General features: G+C 48.5%; 18 protein-coding genes. 6 read left to right on the top strand and 12 right to left on the bottom strand.

Annotated elements, in window-relative coordinates:
* Nucleotides 1–2 precede the first annotated feature (2 nt).
* Nucleotides 3–890, top strand: a complete 888-nt coding sequence (locus tag BMX44_RS06395) for an HDOD domain-containing protein (protein WP_090629835.1) — start codon at nt 3–5, stop codon at nt 888–890.
* 230 nt (nt 891–1120) lie between these two features.
* Here the strand turns inward: BMX44_RS06395 and BMX44_RS06390 are convergent, their stop codons facing one another.
* The 4 genes from BMX44_RS06390 to BMX44_RS06375 form a co-directional block, all read right to left on the bottom strand.
* Nucleotides 1121–2488, bottom strand: a complete 1368-nt coding sequence (locus BMX44_RS06390) for a nicotinate phosphoribosyltransferase (RefSeq protein WP_090630344.1) — start codon at nt 2486–2488, stop codon at nt 1121–1123.
* Nucleotides 2488–3069, bottom strand: a complete 582-nt coding sequence (locus tag BMX44_RS06385) for an isochorismatase family protein (RefSeq protein WP_090629831.1) — start codon at nt 3067–3069, stop codon at nt 2488–2490. Before BMX44_RS06385 ends, BMX44_RS06390 begins: the two co-directional genes overlap by 1 nt.
* A 178-nt stretch (nt 3070–3247) precedes the next feature.
* The gene (locus BMX44_RS06380; RefSeq protein ID WP_090629827.1) at nt 3248–3712 is read right to left on the bottom strand and encodes a ferritin-like domain-containing protein; all 465 of its coding nucleotides are present in this window, start codon (nt 3710–3712) and stop codon (nt 3248–3250) included.
* Nucleotides 3713–3861: 149 nt separating this feature from the next.
* Nucleotides 3862–4176 carry a BolA/IbaG family iron-sulfur metabolism protein gene (locus BMX44_RS06375; protein WP_245738854.1) on the bottom strand — a complete coding sequence of 105 codons (315 nt, stop codon included), beginning with the start codon at nt 4174–4176 and terminating at the stop codon, nt 3862–3864.
* Nucleotides 4177–4587: 411 nt separating this feature from the next.
* Between BMX44_RS06375 and BMX44_RS06370 the strand changes: the two genes are divergently transcribed.
* Nucleotides 4588–4989 (top strand): VOC family protein, encoded by a 402-nt coding sequence (locus BMX44_RS06370; protein WP_090629817.1) that lies wholly within the window; start codon nt 4588–4590, stop codon nt 4987–4989.
* A gap of 38 nt (nt 4990–5027) precedes the next feature.
* Here the strand turns inward: BMX44_RS06370 and BMX44_RS06365 are convergent, their stop codons facing one another.
* The 6 genes from BMX44_RS06365 to BMX44_RS06340 form a co-directional block, all read right to left on the bottom strand.
* On the bottom strand, nt 5028–5855 hold the full coding sequence (locus tag BMX44_RS06365) for a RibD family protein (RefSeq protein ID WP_090629812.1): 828 nt from the start codon (nt 5853–5855) through the stop codon (nt 5028–5030).
* 80 nt (nt 5856–5935) lie between these two features.
* Nucleotides 5936–7804, bottom strand: a complete 1869-nt coding sequence (locus BMX44_RS06360; RefSeq protein WP_090630339.1) for an acetyl-CoA hydrolase/transferase C-terminal domain-containing protein — start codon at nt 7802–7804, stop codon at nt 5936–5938.
* A gap of 7 nt (nt 7805–7811) precedes the next feature.
* Complete coding sequence (locus BMX44_RS06355; RefSeq protein ID WP_090629808.1) at nt 7812–9905, bottom strand: 3-hydroxyacyl-CoA dehydrogenase NAD-binding domain-containing protein; 2094 nt, start codon at nt 9903–9905, stop codon at nt 7812–7814.
* A gap of 3 nt (nt 9906–9908) precedes the next feature.
* Nucleotides 9909–11237, bottom strand: a complete 1329-nt coding sequence (locus BMX44_RS06350) for an acetyl-CoA C-acetyltransferase (protein WP_090629803.1) — start codon at nt 11235–11237, stop codon at nt 9909–9911.
* A gap of 2 nt (nt 11238–11239) precedes the next feature.
* Nucleotides 11240–13462 (bottom strand): acyl-CoA dehydrogenase, encoded by a 2223-nt coding sequence (locus BMX44_RS06345; protein ID WP_090629800.1) that lies wholly within the window; start codon nt 13460–13462, stop codon nt 11240–11242.
* 172 nt (nt 13463–13634) lie between these two features.
* Nucleotides 13635–14342, bottom strand: coding sequence for a MauE/DoxX family redox-associated membrane protein (locus tag BMX44_RS06340; protein ID WP_090629795.1), 708 nt, complete (start codon nt 14340–14342; stop codon nt 13635–13637).
* A gap of 252 nt (nt 14343–14594) precedes the next feature.
* Between BMX44_RS06340 and BMX44_RS06335 the strand changes: the two genes are divergently transcribed.
* A complete protein-coding gene (locus BMX44_RS06335; protein WP_245738853.1) occupies nt 14595–15713 on the top strand; it encodes a TolB family protein in 1119 nt (372 codons plus the stop codon).
* A 176-nt stretch (nt 15714–15889) separates the two neighbouring features.
* Here BMX44_RS06335 and BMX44_RS06330 read toward each other — a convergent pair whose 3' ends face one another.
* On the bottom strand, nt 15890–16582 hold the full coding sequence (locus tag BMX44_RS06330) for a hypothetical protein (RefSeq protein WP_090629790.1): 693 nt from the start codon (nt 16580–16582) through the stop codon (nt 15890–15892).
* A 32-nt stretch (nt 16583–16614) separates the two neighbouring features.
* The gene (locus BMX44_RS06325; RefSeq protein WP_090629786.1) at nt 16615–17085 is read right to left on the bottom strand and encodes a DUF4124 domain-containing protein; all 471 of its coding nucleotides are present in this window, start codon (nt 17083–17085) and stop codon (nt 16615–16617) included.
* Nucleotides 17086–17277: 192 nt separating this feature from the next.
* On the opposite strand from BMX44_RS06325, the gene guaB reads away from it, so the two are divergent.
* The 3 genes from guaB to BMX44_RS06310 all read left to right on the top strand — a co-directional run.
* Nucleotides 17278–18741 (top strand): IMP dehydrogenase, encoded by a 1464-nt coding sequence (guaB, locus tag BMX44_RS06320; protein ID WP_090629781.1) that lies wholly within the window; start codon nt 17278–17280, stop codon nt 18739–18741.
* A gap of 11 nt (nt 18742–18752) precedes the next feature.
* Entirely contained in the window at nt 18753–20315 is a 1563-nt protein-coding gene (guaA, locus tag BMX44_RS06315) for a glutamine-hydrolyzing GMP synthase (protein ID WP_090629776.1), read from the top strand.
* Between the two features lie 308 nt (nt 20316–20623).
* The coding region (locus BMX44_RS06310; protein ID WP_245738852.1) for a tyrosine-type recombinase/integrase at nt 20624–21848 on the top strand (1225 nt) is incomplete at its 3' end.

Below are 21848 nucleotides of genomic sequence, written 5' to 3'. Positions count from 1 at the left end.
TAATGATAACCGATCACGTAAATTGTACTAGTCAGCTCTTTATCCAGCGTACTCGAAGAAGTACAAATCTGCCCTTATTATCAAAAAATATAAATAAGCTGTTGAAAGCACTGGATGATACTGAATTAAATCATCAGAAGTTAGCAGAAATAATCATGAAATTTCCTGAAATTTCAGCGCGACTGGTTTATTTGGCCAATTCCGCATGGATTTCATCTGCAAAGCCTGTAACAAGCGTAGACCGGGCATGTTTCATTTTGGGTCATTCAATTGTCAAGAGTGTAAGTCTGGGCATGTCAATTTCTTCTTGTTTTGATACAAGAAAATGCCCCGGCTTCAAAGTAGACCGCTTCTGGACGACTTCGTTGCTGGTCAGTAAGGGTGCCGGTCTGTTGGCTTCCAGAATATCTCATAAAGTGGAATGTAATGATTTTGAACAAACCTCCCAGTCCGCTGGCCTTCTGCATAATATCGGCTTACTGTGGCTTGCAGATCAATTACCCAAAGAGACCAACAAAGCATTACGAGAGTCCCAGACAGATTCAGGATTAACAGTTAATAAGGCTTTGATAAAACATACAGGAACTGATTACTGTGAAGTAGGCAGCTTGCTCTGTTGCCAAATGAAATTTCCTGATGTATTGAACACAGCCATTAGATTTCAACGTGACAACCATTATCGGCAATCGTTTTGGGAGGTTGCTGTTCTGGTCGGAACAGCGGCTAACATGGTAACAGCATTGCATAATAAATGCGAAGATGTATCTGAAAACACCCGTTTAAACCAGTTAGGTATAGATTGCTGTGAGCAAAACGCTGTTTATAGACAACTTGTCGACAGTTTTGAGAAAACACAAGAACTGGTAAAAATAATGTCTGGATCGAGATAGTATTAACTAACAATGATTTTTAGTAAGCATACACACTGAAAGAAAGCGGCTTGATTTTCTACGGCTGGTATCGAAATCAATACCATGCAATTTTCATTCTTATATTGACAGTATGTCTTGAATGAGGATAAATGCTTTACATATCTCAAAACTACTCTGTTTATCCTTTTGTTTTGACGCTGATTTTTAAAAAAGCGCGGGTCCAATCGCATGATAATTTCATGACTGCCTTACGACTGTTGTTTTGCTGCATACCTGGCATCAAGTTGTTCCGCCAGCTGTTTTATTTTTCCGGAGATCCTGACCGGATAAGCGGGTGCGGTATCCAGAAGCTTCATGGCATGCGGCAGTTGAGAATAGTTCGATACCGTTTTCCGGCGAATCTCATTCAACGGCAGGTTATTCTGTATGCGCTCGCCTGACTGCATGTATTGTTTGAGCAAAGGTTCGCCGGTGTGCGGTTGCTCATCCTCCAGCGCCACGACATCGCCTGCAAAACAAATGCTGTCGTTATAGCAGCGAAATACCTGCTTTCTGCCAGGCCAGGTGGCTTTTCCTTCCGAGTGCTTACGGCGTGGTTTGTCTGCATATTCCTGAAGTTTATAAGCGCAGTCAAGTGCAGGTGCGTCACTGGATATATCGAGTGCTGTTCCGATCCCGAAACCGTCGATCGGGGCACCGGACTGTATGAGCGCGTGTAAACGGTACTCATCGATATTACCGCTGGCAAAAATGGTGGTTTCGTGCAGGCCGCCTTGGTCCAGTATTCTGCGTACATTTCTCGCATGTTCGGCCAGATCGCCGCTATCCAGTCGAACACCGTTGATTTGAATTCGTTTCCGTGCGAGCTTGTCGGCAAGACCGGTAAGTTTGGCCGCGGCTTTTTCGGTATCGTATGTGTCGATGAGCAGTACGGTATTGTCTGGATGCGATTGCACAAAGTGTTTAAAAGCCTCGAGTTCGTCGTCATGTGCCTGAATATACGAATGAGCCATCGTGCCGTATAGCGGCACGCCGTAAACAGCGTCGGCAAGTACTGTCGCAGTGCCGGAGAATCCTGCCAGGTAGCTTGCACGCGCAGCCAGTAGTCCGGCTTCTGCGCCATGCGCACGGCGCATGCCAAAATCAACCAGTGTTTTATCAGGTGCAACCAGAACCGAACGGGCTGCTTTGGAGGCAATCAGTGTCTCGAAATGTATCAGATTAATAATCCGGGATTCGACCAATTGAGCTTGTGGCAGCGGGGCGGTAACCCGGATTATTGGTTCATCCGGAAAAAAAACTGTCCCTTCCGGCAGCGCGTGAACATCTCCGGCAAAGCGAAACTCTTTCAAATACTCGATAACATGAGGTGGAAAACGTGAAGCAAGCCAGGTAAGTTCGTCCTCGGAAAATCGTAAATACTCGAGATAATCCAGCACCTGCTCAAGTCCGGCAACAACCAGAAAATTACGGCCTTCTGGCAGTTTGCGTACGAACATTTCGAATACTGCGGTATCTTCCATGCCGTGTTCTATATAGCTTTGCAGCATGGTCAGCTGATACAGATCGGTCAGCAACGGACTGAATTGCCCATAGGGATTTGAGTACGGATTCATCATTCAATCTCCTCGTGATTGACCGGAACGACCCCGATTCGTTGCATTTTCAGCAGTGCATTGCGACCGTCATCTGGCTGTTGGTTAATTGCGCATACCGCATCCGTGAGTATAAATGTCTTATAGTGCAAGCGAATGGCGTCTTCCACTGTACTCAAAACGCAATACTCGGTTGCCAGTCCGCTAACAAATAACCGCTTTATGTTGTGCGATTGAAGCAATTCATTGAGTTGCGTCCCTGAATATGCCGAGTATGCGTCTTTTCCCTGTGTCGTGGCTTTGGAAATTATTGTGGCGCTGTCAGGAAGTTCAAGCGCTGCCGGAAACGCGGCTCCCTCAGTGTGTGCAACGCAATGCGAAGGCCAGGGGCCACCGTTAGACTCAAACGAGCAATGATTCTCTGGATGCCAGTCGCGTGTCGCAACAATTGGAAGTCCGCGACTTTGGAAATCGGCGATATATTGATTGATCACCGGAATAATCCTTTTTCCTGCAGCAACCGGCAAACTGCCACCAGGCAGAAAATCGTTTTGCATATCGACAATAATCAGCGCATCTCCGGATTGAAGTCTGGTTTTCATCCTGATGCCATGAGCCCTTCAGTAAATACCTTTCTGAATAATGTTTCCGGCAAAACAGTTTGCATCACGGCCCCATGCTTGAATTGCATGCCAGATCGCAATCAAATGGGTGTTTTGGCTTCAGAAAAATTTATCTGAATCTGTAGTTATTGATTGATACTGTTGTCAGGTCATGGCTTTATTTCGTTTCAGAGAAAGCAGCAACGGCACCCGGCCGGCGCAGCATTTTGTCCACTTCGCCCTGATGCATTTCTTCCGCAGCAATCAGTCGGCGTGCATACTCTTCAAGCATCACGAATTTACCCTCAACCAGAGACAATAATTCTTTATAGCTTGCTAAAGCAGTCCGCTCATGTTCCAGTGACTCGCGCAGGATATCTCCAATATCGTGCTGATGCGTTTCAAGCAAAGGACCGATCGTCAGTGGCGGATGATCGCCGAGATGTGTAATCATTTCACCTGCTTCACGGGCATGAAGCAGTGATTCGTCTGCCTGTGCCTGCAGCCAGGATACGATAGGTATACGGTTGTAGCCGTAAACCATAAAAGCGTAGTGGGTATAGCGAACTACCCCTGCAAGCTCGAGTTCGAGGATTTTGTTAAGGCATTTCAGTACGGCTTTTTTGTCAAATGTCTCATTCATTTGCTTTACCTCCTATACTTTATACATGGTTCTTTACCAAACGGCCTGTTCGATATTCTGAGAATTCGTCTTGAAAATTCGATCGAATTCGAAAGATCTGATCATATTATTGAAACTGACTCATTGCTTCTCCTGAAAAAACGGTTGTATCAAGATTGTTCTGCTTTAGAGCCGCCAAGACACGGAGGTGACTCTTTGGATTTTCCATCGTTTTCATGCCATTCTTCGGTTGTCAATGTATGCAGTGCGAGTGCATGGATAGAATGGGCAAGTTCATCGGCCAGAATATTGTTGACCAGCTGATGCCGGGCCACAAGTCTTTTTTCATTAAATTGATCGGAAACGATAATTACCTTGAAATGGGATTCTGATCCTGCTGGCACATTATGTTTGTAACTCTCGTTAACGACTTCCAGATAACGCGGCTGCAGTGTCCGTAGCTTGTTCTCGATTGAGGTTTTCATGTCCATATTATGGTTGTCTACACGTGGTTCAGTTCTTTTACTGCATTATTAAAATAGACTGCACAGATTCAAATACGTTTCAGTTGTGTTGGTGCTGGCCTGATTTGTAGTTTGATTAGGCGAAAATTATGCCTTCAAGACAGTAGCTACGAATCATCAACAGCATCAAGTGTATTGTGCTTCTGAAATCATTATTGCATGATTATATTGTTTTAAACATTGCTAAATCATCATATTTTTACTAAAGAGACAAATGTAATTCATGCATTGTTGAATACACGGAAGCGGGCGTGCCCGGTTGTCAAAAAAACTGTTCAGAAGCAAACTGGCGGTAGAAGAGCCAATCGGTTAGACTGTTGGTATATTGACTTTTCTTCCTATAACGTATCATTTTCCGGGAGCGAGTGAATTATGGTGCAAGTCTATGGAATTAATCATGTCGCACTGGATGTCGATGATCTGGACAAGGCCATTGCATTTTACAGGGACATACTGGGTGTCAATGTCATGAAACGGACCGAGAAGGCAGCAATGCTGGACTTGAACGGCCGGTTTGATTTTCTGGCACTATTTGAAGACCCATCCATTAATCCGGATACACCCAAGGATGGACACTGGGGCGTTGTTGTCGATAACCTTGAAGCAGTGCGCGAGCGCGCCGAGAAATGGAATCTCACGTTTTACCCTGATTTCGAATGCGATTTCAGGGACCCTTTTGGCTACAGAGTACAGGTAATTCGTCAGGCGGATATTACCAAGCAGCCCGTGCCATACGATCCTGAGAACAAAAACTCTGGAGTGAGTGATGGTTAGTTCGATTTTGAAGGCATGACGGTCGCAAGGCCGCTCTGTCACTGGCGGTCGAATGCAAAGAACAGCTGGCTTTGCCCATCGGGTCCGGCCGGATCCAGATACAGACTGTTCAGATTAAAATTGACGGCGGGTTCGAGCAATGCGCCTTTTACGATATCGGCATAGGATTCGCCCCCCAGTATTCGGCTGGCGTATGTGATATACAATCTGTTTAACACCTTGCTTGCCATCAATAAGTGAAAGACTTTTGGTCCTGCAGACGAAAAAATTATGCGGTAGCCTTGTTCGGTCAAGTAATCGATCATTGTGTTGCCGTTAACACCTGTGCGATCTCCTGCTGCAATCACATGCACGCCTTTTTTTTCTATTTCCCTGGCCCGGTCCGGATTGAGATCGGCGGTTGTAAACACAAAAACCTGCCTGCCACCGGCTGTCAGTACATCAGGAACAGGAAAATTCAGATTGTTGCTGATAAAAGCAATATCGGCCTGTGGCGAGAGTCCGTTCGACTGCCTCCATTCGCGCAGTTCTGCAAACCTTGGGTCGTCAATCTGTAGAATTTCCTGTGCGTTTCCCTGTGACCATTCACGCAAATAACGGCCGCTGCTGATTATGATGTCAGCCTGGCTTGCCAATTCCTGAAATAGCCACCAGTCCCGTTCGTTTGCAATTGACTGTGGAACTTCCATACCTTCTCCGTCACTGCGGCTTATCGCAATACGGTTATCCAGGCTAGCGATAAAGTTGGTATAGACATATGCCTGGTCTTTAGCAGCAAATTGGCGCAGATCATGTGCGAGATAGGTGCCTTTGAGGCGTTGTGCGCCGCCCGGTTGTGGGTACAGCTGAATAATGTGTTTTTCCATATTACGCTTTCCGTAAGAAACTGCGTCAAGTCAATAGTGGCTGTCTGGCACAAGCATGCATCCACCACGATCAAATTTACTCATAGCTCTCTTGATTCCCGAAGTGCCGCTGTGAGTATTTTTCGATAGCCGAACTCTTTAAGGCTTGCCGGTTTATTCAATTGCATGCGTTCCAGGCATGCAGTTTCGGCTGAAGTCAGGTCTCCTGACATGAATCCATCGATAAACAGACGCAGCAGCGCATGTTTTGAACGGGATTTCTGTTTTAAAACTTCCAGTGCCGGCAGCAGGCGCTGTTCGGTTTGTGTGAAGTCGGTGCCAAATGGAAATGTCGGCAGTATACCCGCTTCTCTGGCCGGTTGCAGTGCTGTCCTGATTCGATCCGGTGTATTGTTGCGGTAGGCCTCTGGTATGGTCCAGTGCGGGTCGATCTTGCCGGCCGCTTTCGCTTTTTTCAGCAAATCGCCCTGAAAACGTGAATCCGTAATGGACAGCATTGCGGCTATGGCTTGTGCGTCTGATTTGCCACGCAACTTTGCTATGCCATATTCTGTGACTACTCGGTCACGCAGATGCCAGGGTATCGTTTCATGGCCGTAGGACCAGGTAATATTCGACACCGTCTGGCCTTGGGACTGACGTGTGGCATTCAGTGTGATAATAGAAAATGCATCGTCGAGCGACAAAGCCTGAGCAACAAAATTATACTGTCCACCGACCCCGCTCACGACAGCGCCATCCTCCAATGCGTCCGATATGACAGAGCCGCGCAGGGTTGCAAGCATGGCGTTGTTGATAAAGCTGGCTTTATAGCGTGCACGACGCTTGCTCATCTCATCGCCAAAAATCTCATTGGTAAAACTGACAGCCTTCATTTGAAAGCGCGCCCTTTCTTTCTCGGTCATTTCGCGTAAACGATGATAAAAGTCCCTGCATTCAACAAAAAAAGCGCCATGTAGAACAGCACCATTGATTTCGCGTTTGAGTATGCCATTTTCTGCCAGTCTCAGAAAACCATCAACGAACATCTCGCTCATGCCGTAAATACCGTCCCGGAACGGCTGGTCATCATAGTGGTCACTGTTATCAGCAGTATGCTGACCGGCAAGATCGTCAATCAGTTTTCTGAAAGTGGCGTTATGTTTGTGGCGTAGAATCAGCGCATGCGAGACTGCGTCGCCAATCGAGCCGATCCCGATCTGAAGTGTGCCGCCATCACGCACCAATCGGGATGCATGAAGTCCGATCGCCTGATCCGCCAGGCTGACAGGGCGTTTGGGTGCACTGTACAACTCGTGTTCACTGTCCGGGCTTTCAAGCAACAGATCCGGTTCCTGTGTTCCGATTTGCGAATCACCGTACATGAACGGTAGCTGGCGGTTGATCTGTGCCGCAAAAAGAAACCGGGCACGTCCTGTGCGCCGGGCTCTTAATAAATCCGCCGTAATATCGGGATTGCAACTCAGATTGTATTCATCACCTTCGTGCGTTACCAGCTGCGCCAGAACATTCACGCCGTTGTCCAGAAGGCAGTCCAAAGCATGTGAATAATTGACCGGGATATATTGCTGCTGCGCTGCTGGGATTTTCAGCCACTGTCCCGCAAGAAAAAAGAACTCATTCACCACAATATTCTGTGGCAGTTTTCCCATCCGCAGCAATTTCGCATAAACCAGATCCGGATAATCGCCAAAAAGGCGGTTGAGTGCGGGTTCAAAAAAACGGCGCTTGAGCTCGCTGTTCAGTTCTGGGCGTTCCAGTGTCAAGGCGGTAAAGATCTGTAAATTGATACTCGGGTCTGCTAGCGCACGTTCGACCAATGCGTTGGCAATATGGTTGGCTTTTCCAAGACCAAGCGGCAAAGCAAGTTGGATGCGTTTGCCCGCCCGCCTGATAATGTCACTCGCCAGCGCATCGGGACACGAGTATACAACTGGCTTTTTTTCCATGAAACAGTTATAACGACTGCCAGCCCTGATCCGGCTTGAACCGCTCGCCATGCTCCTGGCACAGCTTTTCAAGTGTCGTGACAATTTCGTTTGCGCCTCGTGTGCGGGCGTAGTGGATAGGGCCGCCCCGGAAAGGCGCAAAGCCGGTCGCAAAAATCATTGCGCCATCAAGATGATCTGGATCATTGACGATCCTCAAACGGTGACATTCCACACAGGCATCAAGCATAGGCAGAATCAGCCGATCGGTTAAGTGATCATCGGGTGTATTCGTTTCCTGTTTGTTGGCGCTTTTTTTGTCACGTTTGATTTTTCCATTTTCCCATTGATAAAAGCCCTTACCGGATTTTTTACCAAGTTCTCCGTTTTCGGCTTTTTTGCGAACATTGTCTGGAATCCTGGCCATCGGTTTGTCCAGTAAGTCAGCCAGCATATCTGCCACATGAATACAAATATCCAGGCCGATCTGGTCGATCAACTCCACTGGACCCATTGGCATACCGAAGTTTTTAGCTGTCTCATCAATACGTGTTTTGTCGATACCTTCCTCGAGCATGACAATCGCTTCCAGCAGATAAGGTGTCAATGCCCGGTTGACCAGAAAGCCGGGATAACTCGCTACCTGTACCGGAATTTTTCCTATTTCGCGAGTAAACGCAAGCATTCGTTCAACAACATCCGAACTGGTATTGTCATGAGCAATCGCTTCCACCATAAGCATTCTGGAAACCGGATTGAAAAAATGCAGACCCATAAAGCGCTCCGGAGTTCTCAGGCTGTCTGTAAGTTTTTCGATCAGGATGCTTGAAGTGTTGGTCACCAGAATGGCATTGGCTTTCATGCGCGGTTCAATGGTTTGATACAGTTTTTTCTTGATCTCGATTTTTTCAGGAACAGCTTCGATTATCAAGTCCGCGCTTTCGAGACCGTCATTGCGCATGTCCGGAACCAAACGGTCAAGTGTATCGCGTGTCTCAGCGCCGGTTTTGTGTTTGTCCCGGCAAAGCTGCCCGGTGTTGTTGACGGCCTTGGCGACAGGCTCAGTCTGTTGATCGGACAACGTTACCTTCAGGCCCTGCATGGCGCACCAACCCGCAATTTCACCGCCCATTGAACCGGCGCCGATGATATGGACGTGTTGAATATCGGCGCGCGCTTTTACCTGATTTTTTAACGACTGGTGCAGAAAGAAAACGCGCACAAGATTCCGGGCAGTTTCGTTCGTTATCAGATTGGCAAATGACTGAATTTCCGCTGCCTGCATTTTATGTGTGCTGCTGCCGAATTTTTCCCAGAGATCGATCAGTGCATAAGGCGCAGGGTAATAGGTGGAAGGTGCTTTTTTTTCGCTCTCGGCACGCATCTTTTTTGCGGCAAATCTACGTACTGCCAGCGTATTCAGCATAAAATTACTGAATTTGCGTCTGCGCTTCCTGGCGCCTTTTTCAATCACTGCGCGTACAGCATTTTCGACATGGCGGCTTTCGACCAGATCGTCAACCAACCCCCGGCTTTTGGTTTGCCTGTCATATACTGATTTACCGGTCAGCATCATGGTCATGGCAGTGACTGGGTTGATCAAACGCGTCAAACGGTATGTGCCGCCCAGCCCGGGGTGTACGCCGAGACGAATCTCGGGAAAACCCATTTCCAGTCCGTTTTTGACACCAATGCGTTGCTGGCAGGCTAACGCCAGTTCCAGACCACCGCCAAGGCAGTGTCCGTGAATTACGGCAACGGTAGGGATGTCCAGCGACGCCAGCCTGTCTAAAACTGCATGGCCGCGTTGCAGCATATTTGCCATTTCGGATTCATCGTAGCTCTCGAATGATTTGATATCAGCGCCTGCGCAGAATCCCTTGGACTTGGCGGAACCGATAACCAGCGCCGTAGGCGGTTTATTGTCGATATCATCAAGTATTTCACTGAGCTCCTGAAGTACGTCTTCGGACAGCGTATTGGCGCTGCTGTCCTGCTTGTCCAGCTGCAGCCATAATACGCTACGCTCATCAAGCCGGGAGAGCCAGTTAGGCTTTACTGATGAATACGATGGTCCGTATTGATTCAGGTTCTCTACATGCTCGAGTACGTCAACTTTCATGATTTATACCTTTTCTATTAGCATCGCGCCGCCCTGTCCGCCGCCGATGCATTCTGTGGCAATACCGTTTTTTTTATCCAGGCGGTGCATCGCGTTGACCAGATGCAAAACAATACGGTTGCCGCTGGTGCCAACAGGGTGTCCCAGTCCAATTGCGCCGCCATCTACATTGAGAATGGACTGATCCATTTCTCCCATCGGTTGTTCGAGTCCCAGCACCGATTTGCAGAAATCCGTATCATTCCATGCTTTCAGACATGCCAGTACCTGTGCAGCAAATGCTTCGTTAATTTCCCACAAATCAATATTATCCAATGTAAGCTGATGGCGTTTCATGATGGCCGTCGAGGATAAAACAGGCCCCAGTCCCATGATGGAGGGGCTGAGCGCCGACCATTCGCTGTCTTTTATTATTGCTCTGGGTTCCAGCTTGTATCGGTTGACAGCATCTTCTGAAGCGAGGATAACCCATGAAGCGCCATCGGTTATCTGGGAGCTGTTTCCTGGCGTTACTTTTCCGTGTGGCGGTTCAAAAGCAGGCGAGAGCTTCGCCAGTTTCTCAAGTGATGAATCCGGACGCACACCATCGTCATGTTCAAAAACCTGCCCGCAACTGCTGAAAGCCGGTTCGATTTCGTTCTGCAGGAATCCTTCCTGCTGCGCCCGGTGCAGCCGTGAATGGCTGGCTACTGCATACTCATCAGCCTGTTGACGTGTGATATCGTACAAATATGCCAGCTTTTCGGCGGTTTGCCCCATGTTCATTTCGACTACAGGATCGGTCAGGCCACGCAGCAAGCCGATGACGGGCTTGAGGTACCCCGGTTTGAAGGCGGCCAGGGATTTGATTTTCTGGACCAAAGAACTGGCCCTGTTTAGCGAGGCGAACCACTCAACCGCCTGGCGCCTGAAAAGCAGTGGCGCGTGACTTAATGCTTCCGCACCACCCGCGAGTATCAGGTCGGCATCACCGGCGCGGATGTATTTATATGCGGTGTCGATGGATTGCATGCCCGAACCGCAATTAATTTGTACGGTAAACGCCGGCATGCTGTTACCCATGCCCAAGCGTAATGCGGCGATGCGAGCCGGGTTCATCTCATCGGATATAACGCTGACGCAGCCGAGAATAACCTCGTCGAAATCGCTGGGGTGAAAAGGTTGGCGCAACAGCAACGGGCGACCGCATTGCACGGCAAGATCCACCGGTGTAAACGGGCCGGGCTTGCCGCGCGCCTTGATAAACGGTGTGCGGGCTCCGTCGATGATATACACCGGGCGTCCCTGACGTACCTGTGTTTCATTGTGTTGATGTAATGTTGTCTGCACCATGGTTATCCCTTTTGTATTTCTGTTAATACTCCGGCATCAAAGTCATCCACCGCGATGACCTGTGCTACAGCTGCTTCTGCTGCTTTGAGTTTCTCGGCTTCGGTATTCGACAAAATGTTTTGCTCGAGCGCCTGTTCGATATTGTAGATACGCGCTTTTTTCATTTTTTCAGTTATCGGGCTGCTTGCATCGACTAATCTGAAGGCCTGTTCCAGAATCGACACGGCGCCGTGCTCATTACCGGCATGCAGGCCTTCAGTCAGACGTTCCCGCTGCGTGGATGGCTCAAGCAAAAATTCCGCGCATTGCCTGGTCAGATTGTCCGAGGGGCCGTAGGTTCGCGGTCCCAGAGGCATGGTGATGAAGCGGGCCAGCCAGGCCATGAAGCGGTTCGGCAGATTTCTGAACACGGCGTCCAGCCGGTTTTCAATAACGGTAAAACTTTCCTGTACACAATATTCAACCAGGGGCAGGTCTTCGTTTTTTTTACCGTCGTCCTGCCATCGTTTTAATACGGCAGAGATAAAATAGAGTTCTGAGAGGATGTCGCCCAGACGCGCGGACAACATTTCTTTGCGCTTTAATGCTCCCCCCAGTGTCAGAAACGCGAAATCGGCAACCAGGGCGAAAGCAGCCGCATAGCGGTTTAACTGCTTATAGTACTGCAACAGTTGCTGAGGGACGGATGGTACGGGTGAATATTTTCCGTTTGTCCAGCTGCGAAGCCATGCACGACCGAGAGTTTTTGTGCTGTGTCCAACATGGCCCCAGAACGCTGTATCGAATTCGGCAAGCGCCTTTTTCTGATCTTCTTCTTCCAGTGCCAGTATTTCACGCAATAGCCAGGGATGACAGCGGATAGCACCTTGTCCGAAGATGATCATGTTGCGTGTCAGGATATTTGCACCTTCAACCGTGATTCCGATCGGTACCGCCCGGTATAGGTTGCCAAGATAATTTGACGGTCCATCGATTACAGCCTTGCCGGCATGTACGTCCATAGCGTCATTGATCGCATCACGCATCCGGTAGGTTGTGTGCGCTTTCATGATTGCGGAAATTACGGCGAGTTTGTAACCCTGATCAAGTCCGGCACAGGTTAATTGACGTGCAGCGTCAAGCAGATAGGCGTTTGCAGCCAGTTTTCCAAGGCGGGCCTGCACACCTTCGAATTTTCCAATCGGAATATGAAATTGCTGTCTGATGCGGGCATAGGCGCCTGTTGTTCGTGCTGAAAAAGCGGTTGCAGCGGCTGCAAGTGAAGGGAGTGAAATGCCTCGCCCGGCTGCAAGTGCCTCCATCAGCATTTTCCAGCCTTTACCGATCTGCTGCGGTCCGCCGATGACGAAATCCAGTGGAATAAATACATCCTTCCCCCAGTTGGGGCCATTCTGAAACATTTGGTAGCATGGCAAATGGCGTCGACCGATATTGATGCCGTTCAGGTTAGTCGGAATCAAGGCGACTGTAATGCCGAGTTCTTCCTGGTTACCAATCAAATGCTCGGGATCATACAGTTTGAAAGCCAGGCCCAGTACGGTTGCTACAGGCCCGAGCGTGATGTAACGCTTATGCCAGTTTAAACGAATACCGGTCATTTCCTCGCCCTGAAAAGTGCCTTTGCAGATGACGCCGTTGTCATCCATGGAGGAAGCGTCTGAACCTGCCTGCGGACTGGTTAATCCGAAACAGGGAATTTCCGTGCCGTTTGCCAGCCTTGGCAGCCAGTGGTCCTGCTGCGCTTTAGTGCCGAATTCCATGAGTAATTCACCCGGACCGAGTGAATTGGGTACCATGACTGTGACTGCGGCTACAACGGACCGGCTGGCGATTTTGCGGATGACCTGTGAATTGGCATAGGCTGAAAAACCGAGCCCACCGTATTGCTGCGGAATAATCATCGCGAAAAATTTACGGGTACGGATGAAATGCCAGATTTCAGGTGACAGATCTTTATGTTCCCAGTTGATTTCCCAGTCATTGAGCATACGGCACAATTCTTCGACCGGGCCATCCAGAAATGCCTGCTCTTCTTGTGACAGCCTGACAGGAGGTGTCTGCAGAAGCTTTGACCAGTCAGGATTGCCGGTGAACAGTTCTGCGTCCCACCAGACATCCCCAGCTTCCAGCGCTTCACGCTCAGTATCTGATATGCCTGGCAGAGCCTTGCGCATACGTTTAAGGATAGGACGGGTCAGGAGGTGACGGCGCAGTGTCGTGAGCATAAAATATCCTTGTTTACGTGCGCTTACAGCGCATTCCAGTATTTGTCTCAGTTAAGCGTGATCGGTTGACAGCCGGTAAGAATACATCTGATACAGGCGATCCTGCATTGCCATAACTATTCTGTGACACGTAGCCCTCTGCGTCAAATGCGATTATTTGCCCGGGTTGGTTTTACACAAACAGTACCCAGGCACCCATGATAGCCATCATTGCATTCTCGGTAAAGCTGACGGCACCCAGCGGAACATTTGAATTGCCGCCAACGCATGCGCAGTTCAAATCGGTTTTGTCGATATATACCGCCTTAAACACTGAAATACCGCCGGCGATACCGACAAACAATGATACCCATCCGGTAATATGCAGATATTGGGGGGTCAAAAAACCCAGGCCTGCGATCAGTTCGGCAAAAGGATAGACTTTTCCATAAAACGGCAGACGCTGTGTGATCAGATCGTAATTTTTAAACCCTGATATGAAGCTGTTTATGTCCATCAGTTTCAGGCATGCCAGAAAACATAGCGCATATCCCATGAAGCTGAACATGATGGTGTCGGTCGACAATGCCATCAGCAGAGCGATACCAAATACGGCGATTACCGGAATATAGGATGTTTCATCGCTGTTATCATTTTGGTCATCGGTATCGATATCAAAATAAGCAGCCAGTTCGGTATAGCCGCCAATGCGCTCATTGTTCAAAAATATCTGGGGCGTTGTCTCTACATTCCATTTTGCCTTGAATGTATCTTCATCGGTTGAGGATGCGAAGATGTGATCTTTAAAATCAATATCTTTTTCGCGTAATAATTTAACGGCTTTTTTACCCCAGGGACAATCATTACGGCGAAATATCTGATTGGATTCTTGTTGATTCATGGCAGCTCCTGATTTTATCAATGTGAATCGTGGCCAGGTATAAAAGTTCCTGTCCTAAAAGCGGTGACTGGTGCGCCATAGGGTGTCGACAACATGATTCGGCGCCGTCAGACCGGTTTTTACTGCACAGTAATTAGCATATGGTACGCGATTGTCTGATCTTATATGATGCAATTGATTGTGCAATTGTTTGCGAAATCGACTGGACGATATGCTAATGTTTGTATTTTTTTAACGTGAGTAAGTGATTCTATGAGAAAAAGACTGTACATCTCCAATTTTTTGTCAGGCATGTTTGCCCGCGTTCTGCTATCGGTACTGATAACAGTAATGTTTGGCTTTGCCAACGCAGGTAAAACAGATTTTATCACTGAGGATTTCGTGCTGTCCGATACCGAAAAAGAAAAGCGCGTCGGCGAAGCTTATTACCGGGCCGACCAGAAATGGATGGTTTATCAGGCGGAAGTGGCAGACGAAAACCCTTTTTACCAGATTTATCTGAAGCATCTTGAGACCGGCAATATCCGTCAGGTATCACCCGGTATCGGGAAAACCACATGCTCCTGGGTTCATCCATCGGTGGACAAAGTGCTGTTTTCCTCGACGCACGAAGATCCGGATGCAAAGAACAAAATGACAGCGGAACTGGAGCGTAGAAAATCGGGTGAACGAAAATCATATGCCTGGGATTATGATGAGCATTATGATATTTACGAAACCGATCTGGAAGGCAAAAACATCAGGAATTTGACCGATGTTTTGGGGTATGATGCGGAAGCGTCATGGTCTCCGGACGGTAAATATATTGCATTTGCTTCAAACAGGCGTGCCTATACCGAGAAACTGACTGAAGCCGAGACGGAATTGTTCAAAAAGGATCCGTCTTCAATGATCGATATTTATATCATGGATGCTGATGGCTCGAATGTAAAACGACTCACGCATACCAATGTCTACGATGGCGGTCCTTTTTTTAGTCCGGATGGCAAACGCATCGTCTGGCGGCGCTTTTCTCCAAATGGCAGGGAAGCGGAAGTATACACAATGAATATCGACGGTACCGATCAAAAACAGGTTACGCATCTGAAGGCACTGTCATGGGCGCCGTTTTATCACCCGTCCAACGAATATATTATTTTCTCGACCAATATACATGGGCACAGAAATTTCGAATTGTACATCGTAGATGTAGAAGGAAAAAAATCGCCTGTCCGTGTTACCGATAAACCTGGATTTGACGGTTTGCCTGTTTTTACACCGGACGGAAATTACCTGACATGGACCAGTGATCGTGTGCCGGCCAAAAAAGGCCATTTGTTTCATGGCAAGTGGGATCATGAAAAGGCAATGCAGAGCCTGTCTCTGAAATGATCGGAGTGATCTGAATACAGAGTTAAAAACACGTTATTGCGCTGATTACATCTTGCTGATTAATCAGCAAAATGATGCGTTTACGTATGCGCTATTACAGCGCGTGACGTGTTTTTGCGCTTGTGTTTGTCTGAAACCGGTTTTTCAGGATCTGGCTGAATTTGTTAAGTGTCTGATTACTTCTGTTCCTGACGCTTCTGTTTACCCTGCGCTACAGCGCTTCGTAAAGCTGCCAGTTTTTGCGCAAGTACTGCATTTTTTTCATTCGTGGCGATCGGGTTCTGATGGATAAAAGCAGTTGCTGCAGTTGCAGGCGTTTTTTCGTTTGCAGACTGCGCTTTTTTGACGCGCCTGACACTGAAGACATGACGTACAAGCAGCAGAATAATAGCAGCCATAATTCCGGCTGATGCGGGTATCAAATATGTCGAATACCGGGAGAAGAGAGTCCGCCAGTATTGTACATCCAAAAAGGATATATTCGTTTCGGAGTGAATTTGTGTTGTTGCTGAGCCAACCATGAACCGGTCGGGTTCGGCCTTGGCGGTTTCCTGGGAACCGCCCTGATTGTCCAAATCGCTTTCTATCTGAATAGTCTGCACCGGTTTTTGCTGATCGATGACCGCAGTATTGAGGACGGCAATTTTTTGTTCCAGACGTGCTATACGTTCGTTCAATGATTCGATAATTCGGGTTTCTTCAGCAGCTTTCTGTTCCAGCGCGTTAATCGCCTGCAATAATCGTGTATCGATAGGGGTTTCGTCGGAATGATCTGGATGATGCTGCGGTGCCGTATCGCTTGATACGGCACCGGAAAATAACAACACAGGGACAATAATCAAAAATGTTGTTAATTTGATATGCGGCATTTAATGTTCGATAAATTGCTGTAAATTAAATTTTACTTGCAAAACGTTTTAATGCTTTCATTGGCTTCATCAATTTTTTGCTGACGCAGGTTGTCATCGGCATAGACCAGACCTCCTTTGCCATCCGGTATTCGTAACCGGGGTGACTCAGAAAATACTCTTAATCTGCTCTGTGCGTCAACACATTTTTTTTGATTCTCGGCTGCTTCAGTTTTTCGCTGTGCTTCTTTTTTAAATCTTTCCTGGCGGCGTTTGTCGTATTCGAGTCTTTGTTCGGCCAGCTCATCAGTCTTGTCCGTCTCAGTGTCGCTCATCGTGCTGGCAGCAGATACAGGTGTGGGCGATGCTTGAATTTTAAGCTGCTGTTCGTTCTGAACATTGGCAGACGGGGGCGGCTGATCTGAATACTGTGTTTTGCCCTGTTCATCGACCCATTTAAAAAGCTGTGCCGATACCGGCAAACTGAAAAACAACATCCATACTACGAAAATAAGATAACGCATTTTTTTCTCCAGAAAACTGATAAGTCAATATAAAATGACCGACATTAACAGTATTCATTACGGATCAATCCATCATAAAGTGAGCGTTAAAACGGTAATAATTTGAAAAACATATCATTCGATGGTTGAATTGCTGCAAAAAATATTCATGAATTGGATATAATACCGCTTTGCAATGAATCGATATTTCGTATGCAGTTAATTCAAGAAGCGCTTACCTTCGATGATGTTCTATTAATTCCCGCATATTCTGCAGTCTTGCCGAGAGAAGTCAGTCTCGTAACGCAATTGACGCGCACAATTTCTTTGAATATTCCATTGGCGTCCGCAGCGATGGACACCGTTACCGAGGCCGACCTGGCAATTGCCATTGCCCAGGAGGGCGGTATTGGTATTTTGCATAAAAATATGCCGATTGAAGCGCAGGCAGCTCAAGTGGCAAAAGTCAAGCGTTTCGAAAGCGGTGTTGTCAAAGACCCTATTACGATTCATCAGAATATGACGGTGCGGGAGGTGCTGGAATTGATTCGTGCCCATAAAATCTCCGGCCTGCCCGTTGTGAACGGAAAAAAAGTTGTCGGTATCGTAACCAATCGAGATCTCCGTTTTGAAACCAACCTGGATCAGTTGGTGAAAAATATCATGACGCCCAAAAAACGGCTGGTTACCGTCAACGAGAATACCCCACGCGATGAAGTGATGAACCTGCTGCATAAACACAGACTTGAGCGCGTGCTGGTTGTGAATGAACAGTTTGAATTAAAAGGGCTGATTACAGTCAAGGATATCACCAAGATTTCAGAATATCCGCTTGCCTGTAAGGACGACCAGGAACGCTTGCGTGTTGGTGCCGCGATCGGCGTAGGCGAGGGTAGTGACGAGCGAACTGAAGCACTGGTAAAGGCAGGTGTCGATGTGATTGTCGTGGATACTGCGCATGGTCATTCGCAAAGTGTGCTCGAGCGCATTAAATGGATCAAACAGCAGTACCCGGGGATTCAGGTTATCGGTGGCAATGTGGCCACCGCAGATGCAGCACGTGCACTTGTGGATTGCGGGGCTGATGCCGTCAAAGTCGGGATCGGGCCGGGTTCGATCTGTACGACGCGTGTCGTTGCCGGTGTCGGTGTTCCCCAGATAACGGCGATTCATAACGTTTCCGAGGCGCTCAGCGGAACCGGCGTGCCGGTTATCGCGGATGGCGGCGTTCGTTATTCAGGCGACATTGCCAAAGCGCTGGCAGCCGGTGCCGATCTGGTGATGCTGGGCGGCTTACTGGCTGGAACCGCAGAATCGCCCGGTGAGATTGAACTGTATCAGGGACGTTCCTATAAAACCTATCGCGGCATGGGATCGCTTTCAGCCATGCAGCAGGGTTCCAGCGACCGTTATTTTCAAGAGAAAGAGCAAAAAAATAACGACAAGCTGGTGCCGGAAGGCGTTGAAGGGCGTGTGCCATTTAAAGGCAGCATTGCATTAATCATTCATCAGTTGATGGGTGGCGTACGTTCCAGTATGGGCTATTTGGGTTGCTCCAGTATTGCGGAGATGCATGAAAAAGCTGAATTTGTCCAGATAACTGCCGCAGGAGTACGGGAGTCTCATGTACATGATGTGCAGATTACGAAAGAAGCGCCTAACTATCATATCAAGTAAACCAGGCCGACATGCACCAAAAAATTCTTATCCTGGATTTCGGGTCCCAGTATACGCAGCTGATTGCCCGGCGTGTGCGTGAATCAGGGGTGTATTGCGAGCTGCATCCCTACGATGTAACTGCTGAATTTATTGAATGCTTTTCTCCACAGGGTATTATATTGTCGGGCGGGCCGGCTTCTGTGGTTGAAATGGAAACGCCGCGTGCACCACAGATCGTATTTGAGCTTGGTGTACCTGTTCTGGGTATCTGTTATGGCATGCAGACGATGGCTGCCCAGCTTGGTGGAATCGTTGAAAATGCAGTCGTCCGCGAATTCGGGTATGCCGAGATTTCGACTACAGGCAGCGGCACACTATTGATGGACATTCAGGACCGTACCGACACACAGGGTCAAAACATACTGGATGTCTGGATGAGTCACGGCGACAAGGTCGAAACGATGCCGCCCGGTTTCCAGGTAATGGCGCTGAATGCGGCAACACCGATTGCCGCGATGGCCGACGAGCAGCGCCGTTTTTATGGCATCCAGTTTCATCCAGAAGTGACGCATACGTTGCAGGGAAAAGCGATTGTTGACCGTTTTCTGCATGACGTTTGCAATCTCGGTCGCGACTGGAATATGCCTGATTATGTCGAAGAGGCAATCGGCAGGATACGTGCGACAGTCGGGCATGATGGCGTAATTCTGGGTTTGTCGGGCGGGGTGGATTCCTCGGTTGCAGCGGCACTGATCCACAAAGCGATTGGCAACCAGCTGACCTGTGTGTTCGTAGACAACGGATTACTGCGTGCTAACGAAGCCAGGCAGGTAATGGATACTTTTGCCAATCATCTTGAGGTTAAGGTGATTCATGTGGATGCCAGCCGTATTTTTTTTGAGCGGCTTAAGGGCGTCACCGATCCTGAAGAAAAACGTCGTATTATCGGTCGTGAGTTTGTCGAGATTTTTCAGAGTGAGGCGGCTAAAATCACCGATGCCCAGTGGCTGGCGCAGGGTACGATTTATCCGGATGTGATTGAGTCGGCTGGCGGCAAGACCAAAAAAGCGAATACCATCAAATCACACCACAATGTTGGCGGTTTGCCGGAAACACTTCATTTAAAGCTCCTCGAGCCTTTACGTGAACTGTTCAAAGACGAGGTGCGCGAGCTTGGTCTGGCGCTTGGCCTGCCACGCGATATGATCAATCGCCATCCTTTTCCTGGCCCGGGGCTGGGCGTACGAATCCTCGGCGAAGTCAAATACGAGTATGCCGAGCTGCTCAGGCACGCCGATCAGATTTTTATTGAAGAGCTGCATCGCGCTGGCTGGTATCAAAAAACATCCCAGGCGTTTGCCGTTTTTGTGCCGGTCAAATCGGTCGGTGTCATGGGAGACGGTCGCACCTACGAATATGTAATCGCTTTGCGCGCGGTGCAAACCCAGGATTTCATGACCGCCAACTGGGCCGAGCTGCCGTATTCGCTGCTCGGCAAGGTTTCAAACCGTATCATCAACGAGATCCGGGGAATCAACCGGGTCGTATACGATATCTCTGGAAAACCACCGGCGACGATTGAGTGGGAATGATTCCACGTCTGGTACTGGCAGGCACCTGCAGGCATCAATCAGAATATAACTTATTGTATTAGCTGGTAAATTATCATTTCCGTCTGGCACCTGCTGGCACTGGCAGGCACCGCTAAGCAAACTTTTTCAATGGTATAAATCATGGTATTGTCGCCCTCAAGATCAGGGGTTCGACAAAATACCATGCCATGTTGTTCAGCACATTCATGGTATTAAAAATCGCCAAGTCACTGATATAAAACGAAAAACATAAGAAAAACACGCCATGAACGATCATGGTATTTTTTCCCCTAGGGGGAGGACTTGTGATGCTGACAGATTCCAAGCTGCGAAATTTGAAACCGCAGGACAAACTCTACAAAGTGAACGACCGCGATGGGCTCTATGTGGCGGTGACACCAGCAGGAGGTATCTCCTTCAGATACAACTACGCGATTAACGGTCGACAGGAGACGCTGACGATAGGCCGGTATGGTGTTCGTGGCGTTACGCTTGCGGAAGCGCGAGAACGACTCAGCGAAGCAAAGAAGATGATTGCGACCGGGAAATCACCAGCCAGGGAAAAGGCACGCGACAAGAAGCGCGTGAAAAATGCTGTGACGTTCGGTGCATGGGCCGAAAAATGGCTGCGTGGCTATCAGATGGCTGAGTCAACGCGCGACATGCGCAAATCGGTATACACCCGCGAATTGAAAAAGCGTTTCGGAAGTCAAAAGCTGACCGAAATCACGCATGAGGATCTGCGCGCATTGACCGATGCCATTGTCGAAAGGGGAGCGCCAGCAACGGCGGTGCATGCCCGAGAAGTGGTGTTGCAGGTCTATCGTTGGGCCATCGAGCGCGGACAGAACGTGGAGAATCCGGCGGAAATGGTGCGACCGACCACCATCGCCAGATTCGAGCCGCGCGACCGTGCGCTGACACCGGCAGAGATTGGCCTGATGTATCGGTATATGGACCGGGTAGGAACATCACCGCAATACCGGGCTGCCATCAAGCTGCTGCTACTGACCATGGTGAGGAAATCTGAGCTGTCGAATGCGACGTGGTCAGAGATCAATTTCAGCGAGGCGCTTTGGACGATTCCGAAAGAACGGATGAAACGAAGAACTCCGCACCTGGTGTTCCTGTCTCGTCAGGCGCTCGACATCTTCATCGCGTTGAAAACCTTTGCTGGTGGATCCGACTACGTGCTTCCGTCTCGGTATGATTCTGACTTGCCTATGAGCGCTGCAACGTTGAATCGTGTTCTATCGTCGACGTATAAGGCTGCGCAGAAAGATGGTGAGCAGCTTGGAAAATTTGGTCCGCATGATCTACGCCGAACTGCTAGTACGCTACTGCATGAGGCAGGTTACAACACTGACTGGATCGAGAAGTGTCAATCGGCATTGAAAATTTTCCAGTTATCGGCGTCGAAAAGTTTCCACCTTGTTTATAGTTGGTTAATCGGTCTTTATGCATTGTTTTCGATGCTTGAAACGGTAAGAATCATTGCCAGTTTCAAGAATGTCGCAATGATGTGTAATTCTG

It is taken from the genome of Nitrosomonas marina, assembly GCF_900110145.1.
Classification (GTDB): Bacteria; Pseudomonadota; Gammaproteobacteria; order Burkholderiales; family Nitrosomonadaceae; genus Nitrosomonas; species Nitrosomonas marina.
Note: the sequence above shows the minus strand (reverse complement) of the source record. Positions and strands in the feature narration are given on the sequence as shown.

Excerpts from the sequence above, each read along its gene's own strand:
- BMX44_RS06360 (WP_090630339.1), bottom strand. The coding sequence starts at position 7,804 with ATGGAAAAAAAGCCAGTTGTATACTCGTGTCCCGATGCGCTGGCGAGT.
- BMX44_RS06345 (WP_090629800.1), bottom strand. The coding sequence starts at position 13,462 with ATGCTCACGACACTGCGCCGTCACCTCCTGACCCGTCCTATCCTTAAA.
- guaB (WP_090629781.1), top strand. The coding sequence starts at position 17,278 with ATGCAGTTAATTCAAGAAGCGCTTACCTTCGATGATGTTCTATTAATT.
- BMX44_RS06395 (WP_090629835.1), top strand. The coding sequence starts at position 3 with ATGATAACCGATCACGTAAATTGTACTAGTCAGCTCTTTATCCAGCGT.
- BMX44_RS06370 (WP_090629817.1), top strand. The coding sequence starts at position 4,588 with ATGGTGCAAGTCTATGGAATTAATCATGTCGCACTGGATGTCGATGAT.
- BMX44_RS06365 (WP_090629812.1), bottom strand. The coding sequence starts at position 5,855 with ATGGAAAAACACATTATTCAGCTGTACCCACAACCGGGCGGCGCACAA.
- guaA (WP_090629776.1), top strand. The coding sequence starts at position 18,753 with ATGCACCAAAAAATTCTTATCCTGGATTTCGGGTCCCAGTATACGCAG.
- BMX44_RS06335 (WP_245738853.1), top strand. The coding sequence starts at position 14,595 with ATGAGAAAAAGACTGTACATCTCCAATTTTTTGTCAGGCATGTTTGCC.
- BMX44_RS06380 (WP_090629827.1), bottom strand. The coding sequence starts at position 3,712 with ATGAATGAGACATTTGACAAAAAAGCCGTACTGAAATGCCTTAACAAA.
- BMX44_RS06390 (WP_090630344.1), bottom strand. The coding sequence starts at position 2,488 with ATGAATCCGTACTCAAATCCCTATGGGCAATTCAGTCCGTTGCTGACC.
- BMX44_RS06325 (WP_090629786.1), bottom strand. The coding sequence starts at position 17,085 with ATGCGTTATCTTATTTTCGTAGTATGGATGTTGTTTTTCAGTTTGCCG.
- BMX44_RS06330 (WP_090629790.1), bottom strand. The coding sequence starts at position 16,582 with ATGCCGCATATCAAATTAACAACATTTTTGATTATTGTCCCTGTGTTG.
- BMX44_RS06385 (WP_090629831.1), bottom strand. The coding sequence starts at position 3,069 with ATGAAAACCAGACTTCAATCCGGAGATGCGCTGATTATTGTCGATATG.
- BMX44_RS06350 (WP_090629803.1), bottom strand. The coding sequence starts at position 11,237 with ATGGTGCAGACAACATTACATCAACACAATGAAACACAGGTACGTCAG.
- BMX44_RS06340 (WP_090629795.1), bottom strand. The coding sequence starts at position 14,342 with ATGAATCAACAAGAATCCAATCAGATATTTCGCCGTAATGATTGTCCC.
- BMX44_RS06375 (WP_245738854.1), bottom strand. The coding sequence starts at position 4,176 with ATGAAAACCTCAATCGAGAACAAGCTACGGACACTGCAGCCGCGTTAT.
- BMX44_RS06355 (WP_090629808.1), bottom strand. The coding sequence starts at position 9,905 with ATGAAAGTTGACGTACTCGAGCATGTAGAGAACCTGAATCAATACGGA.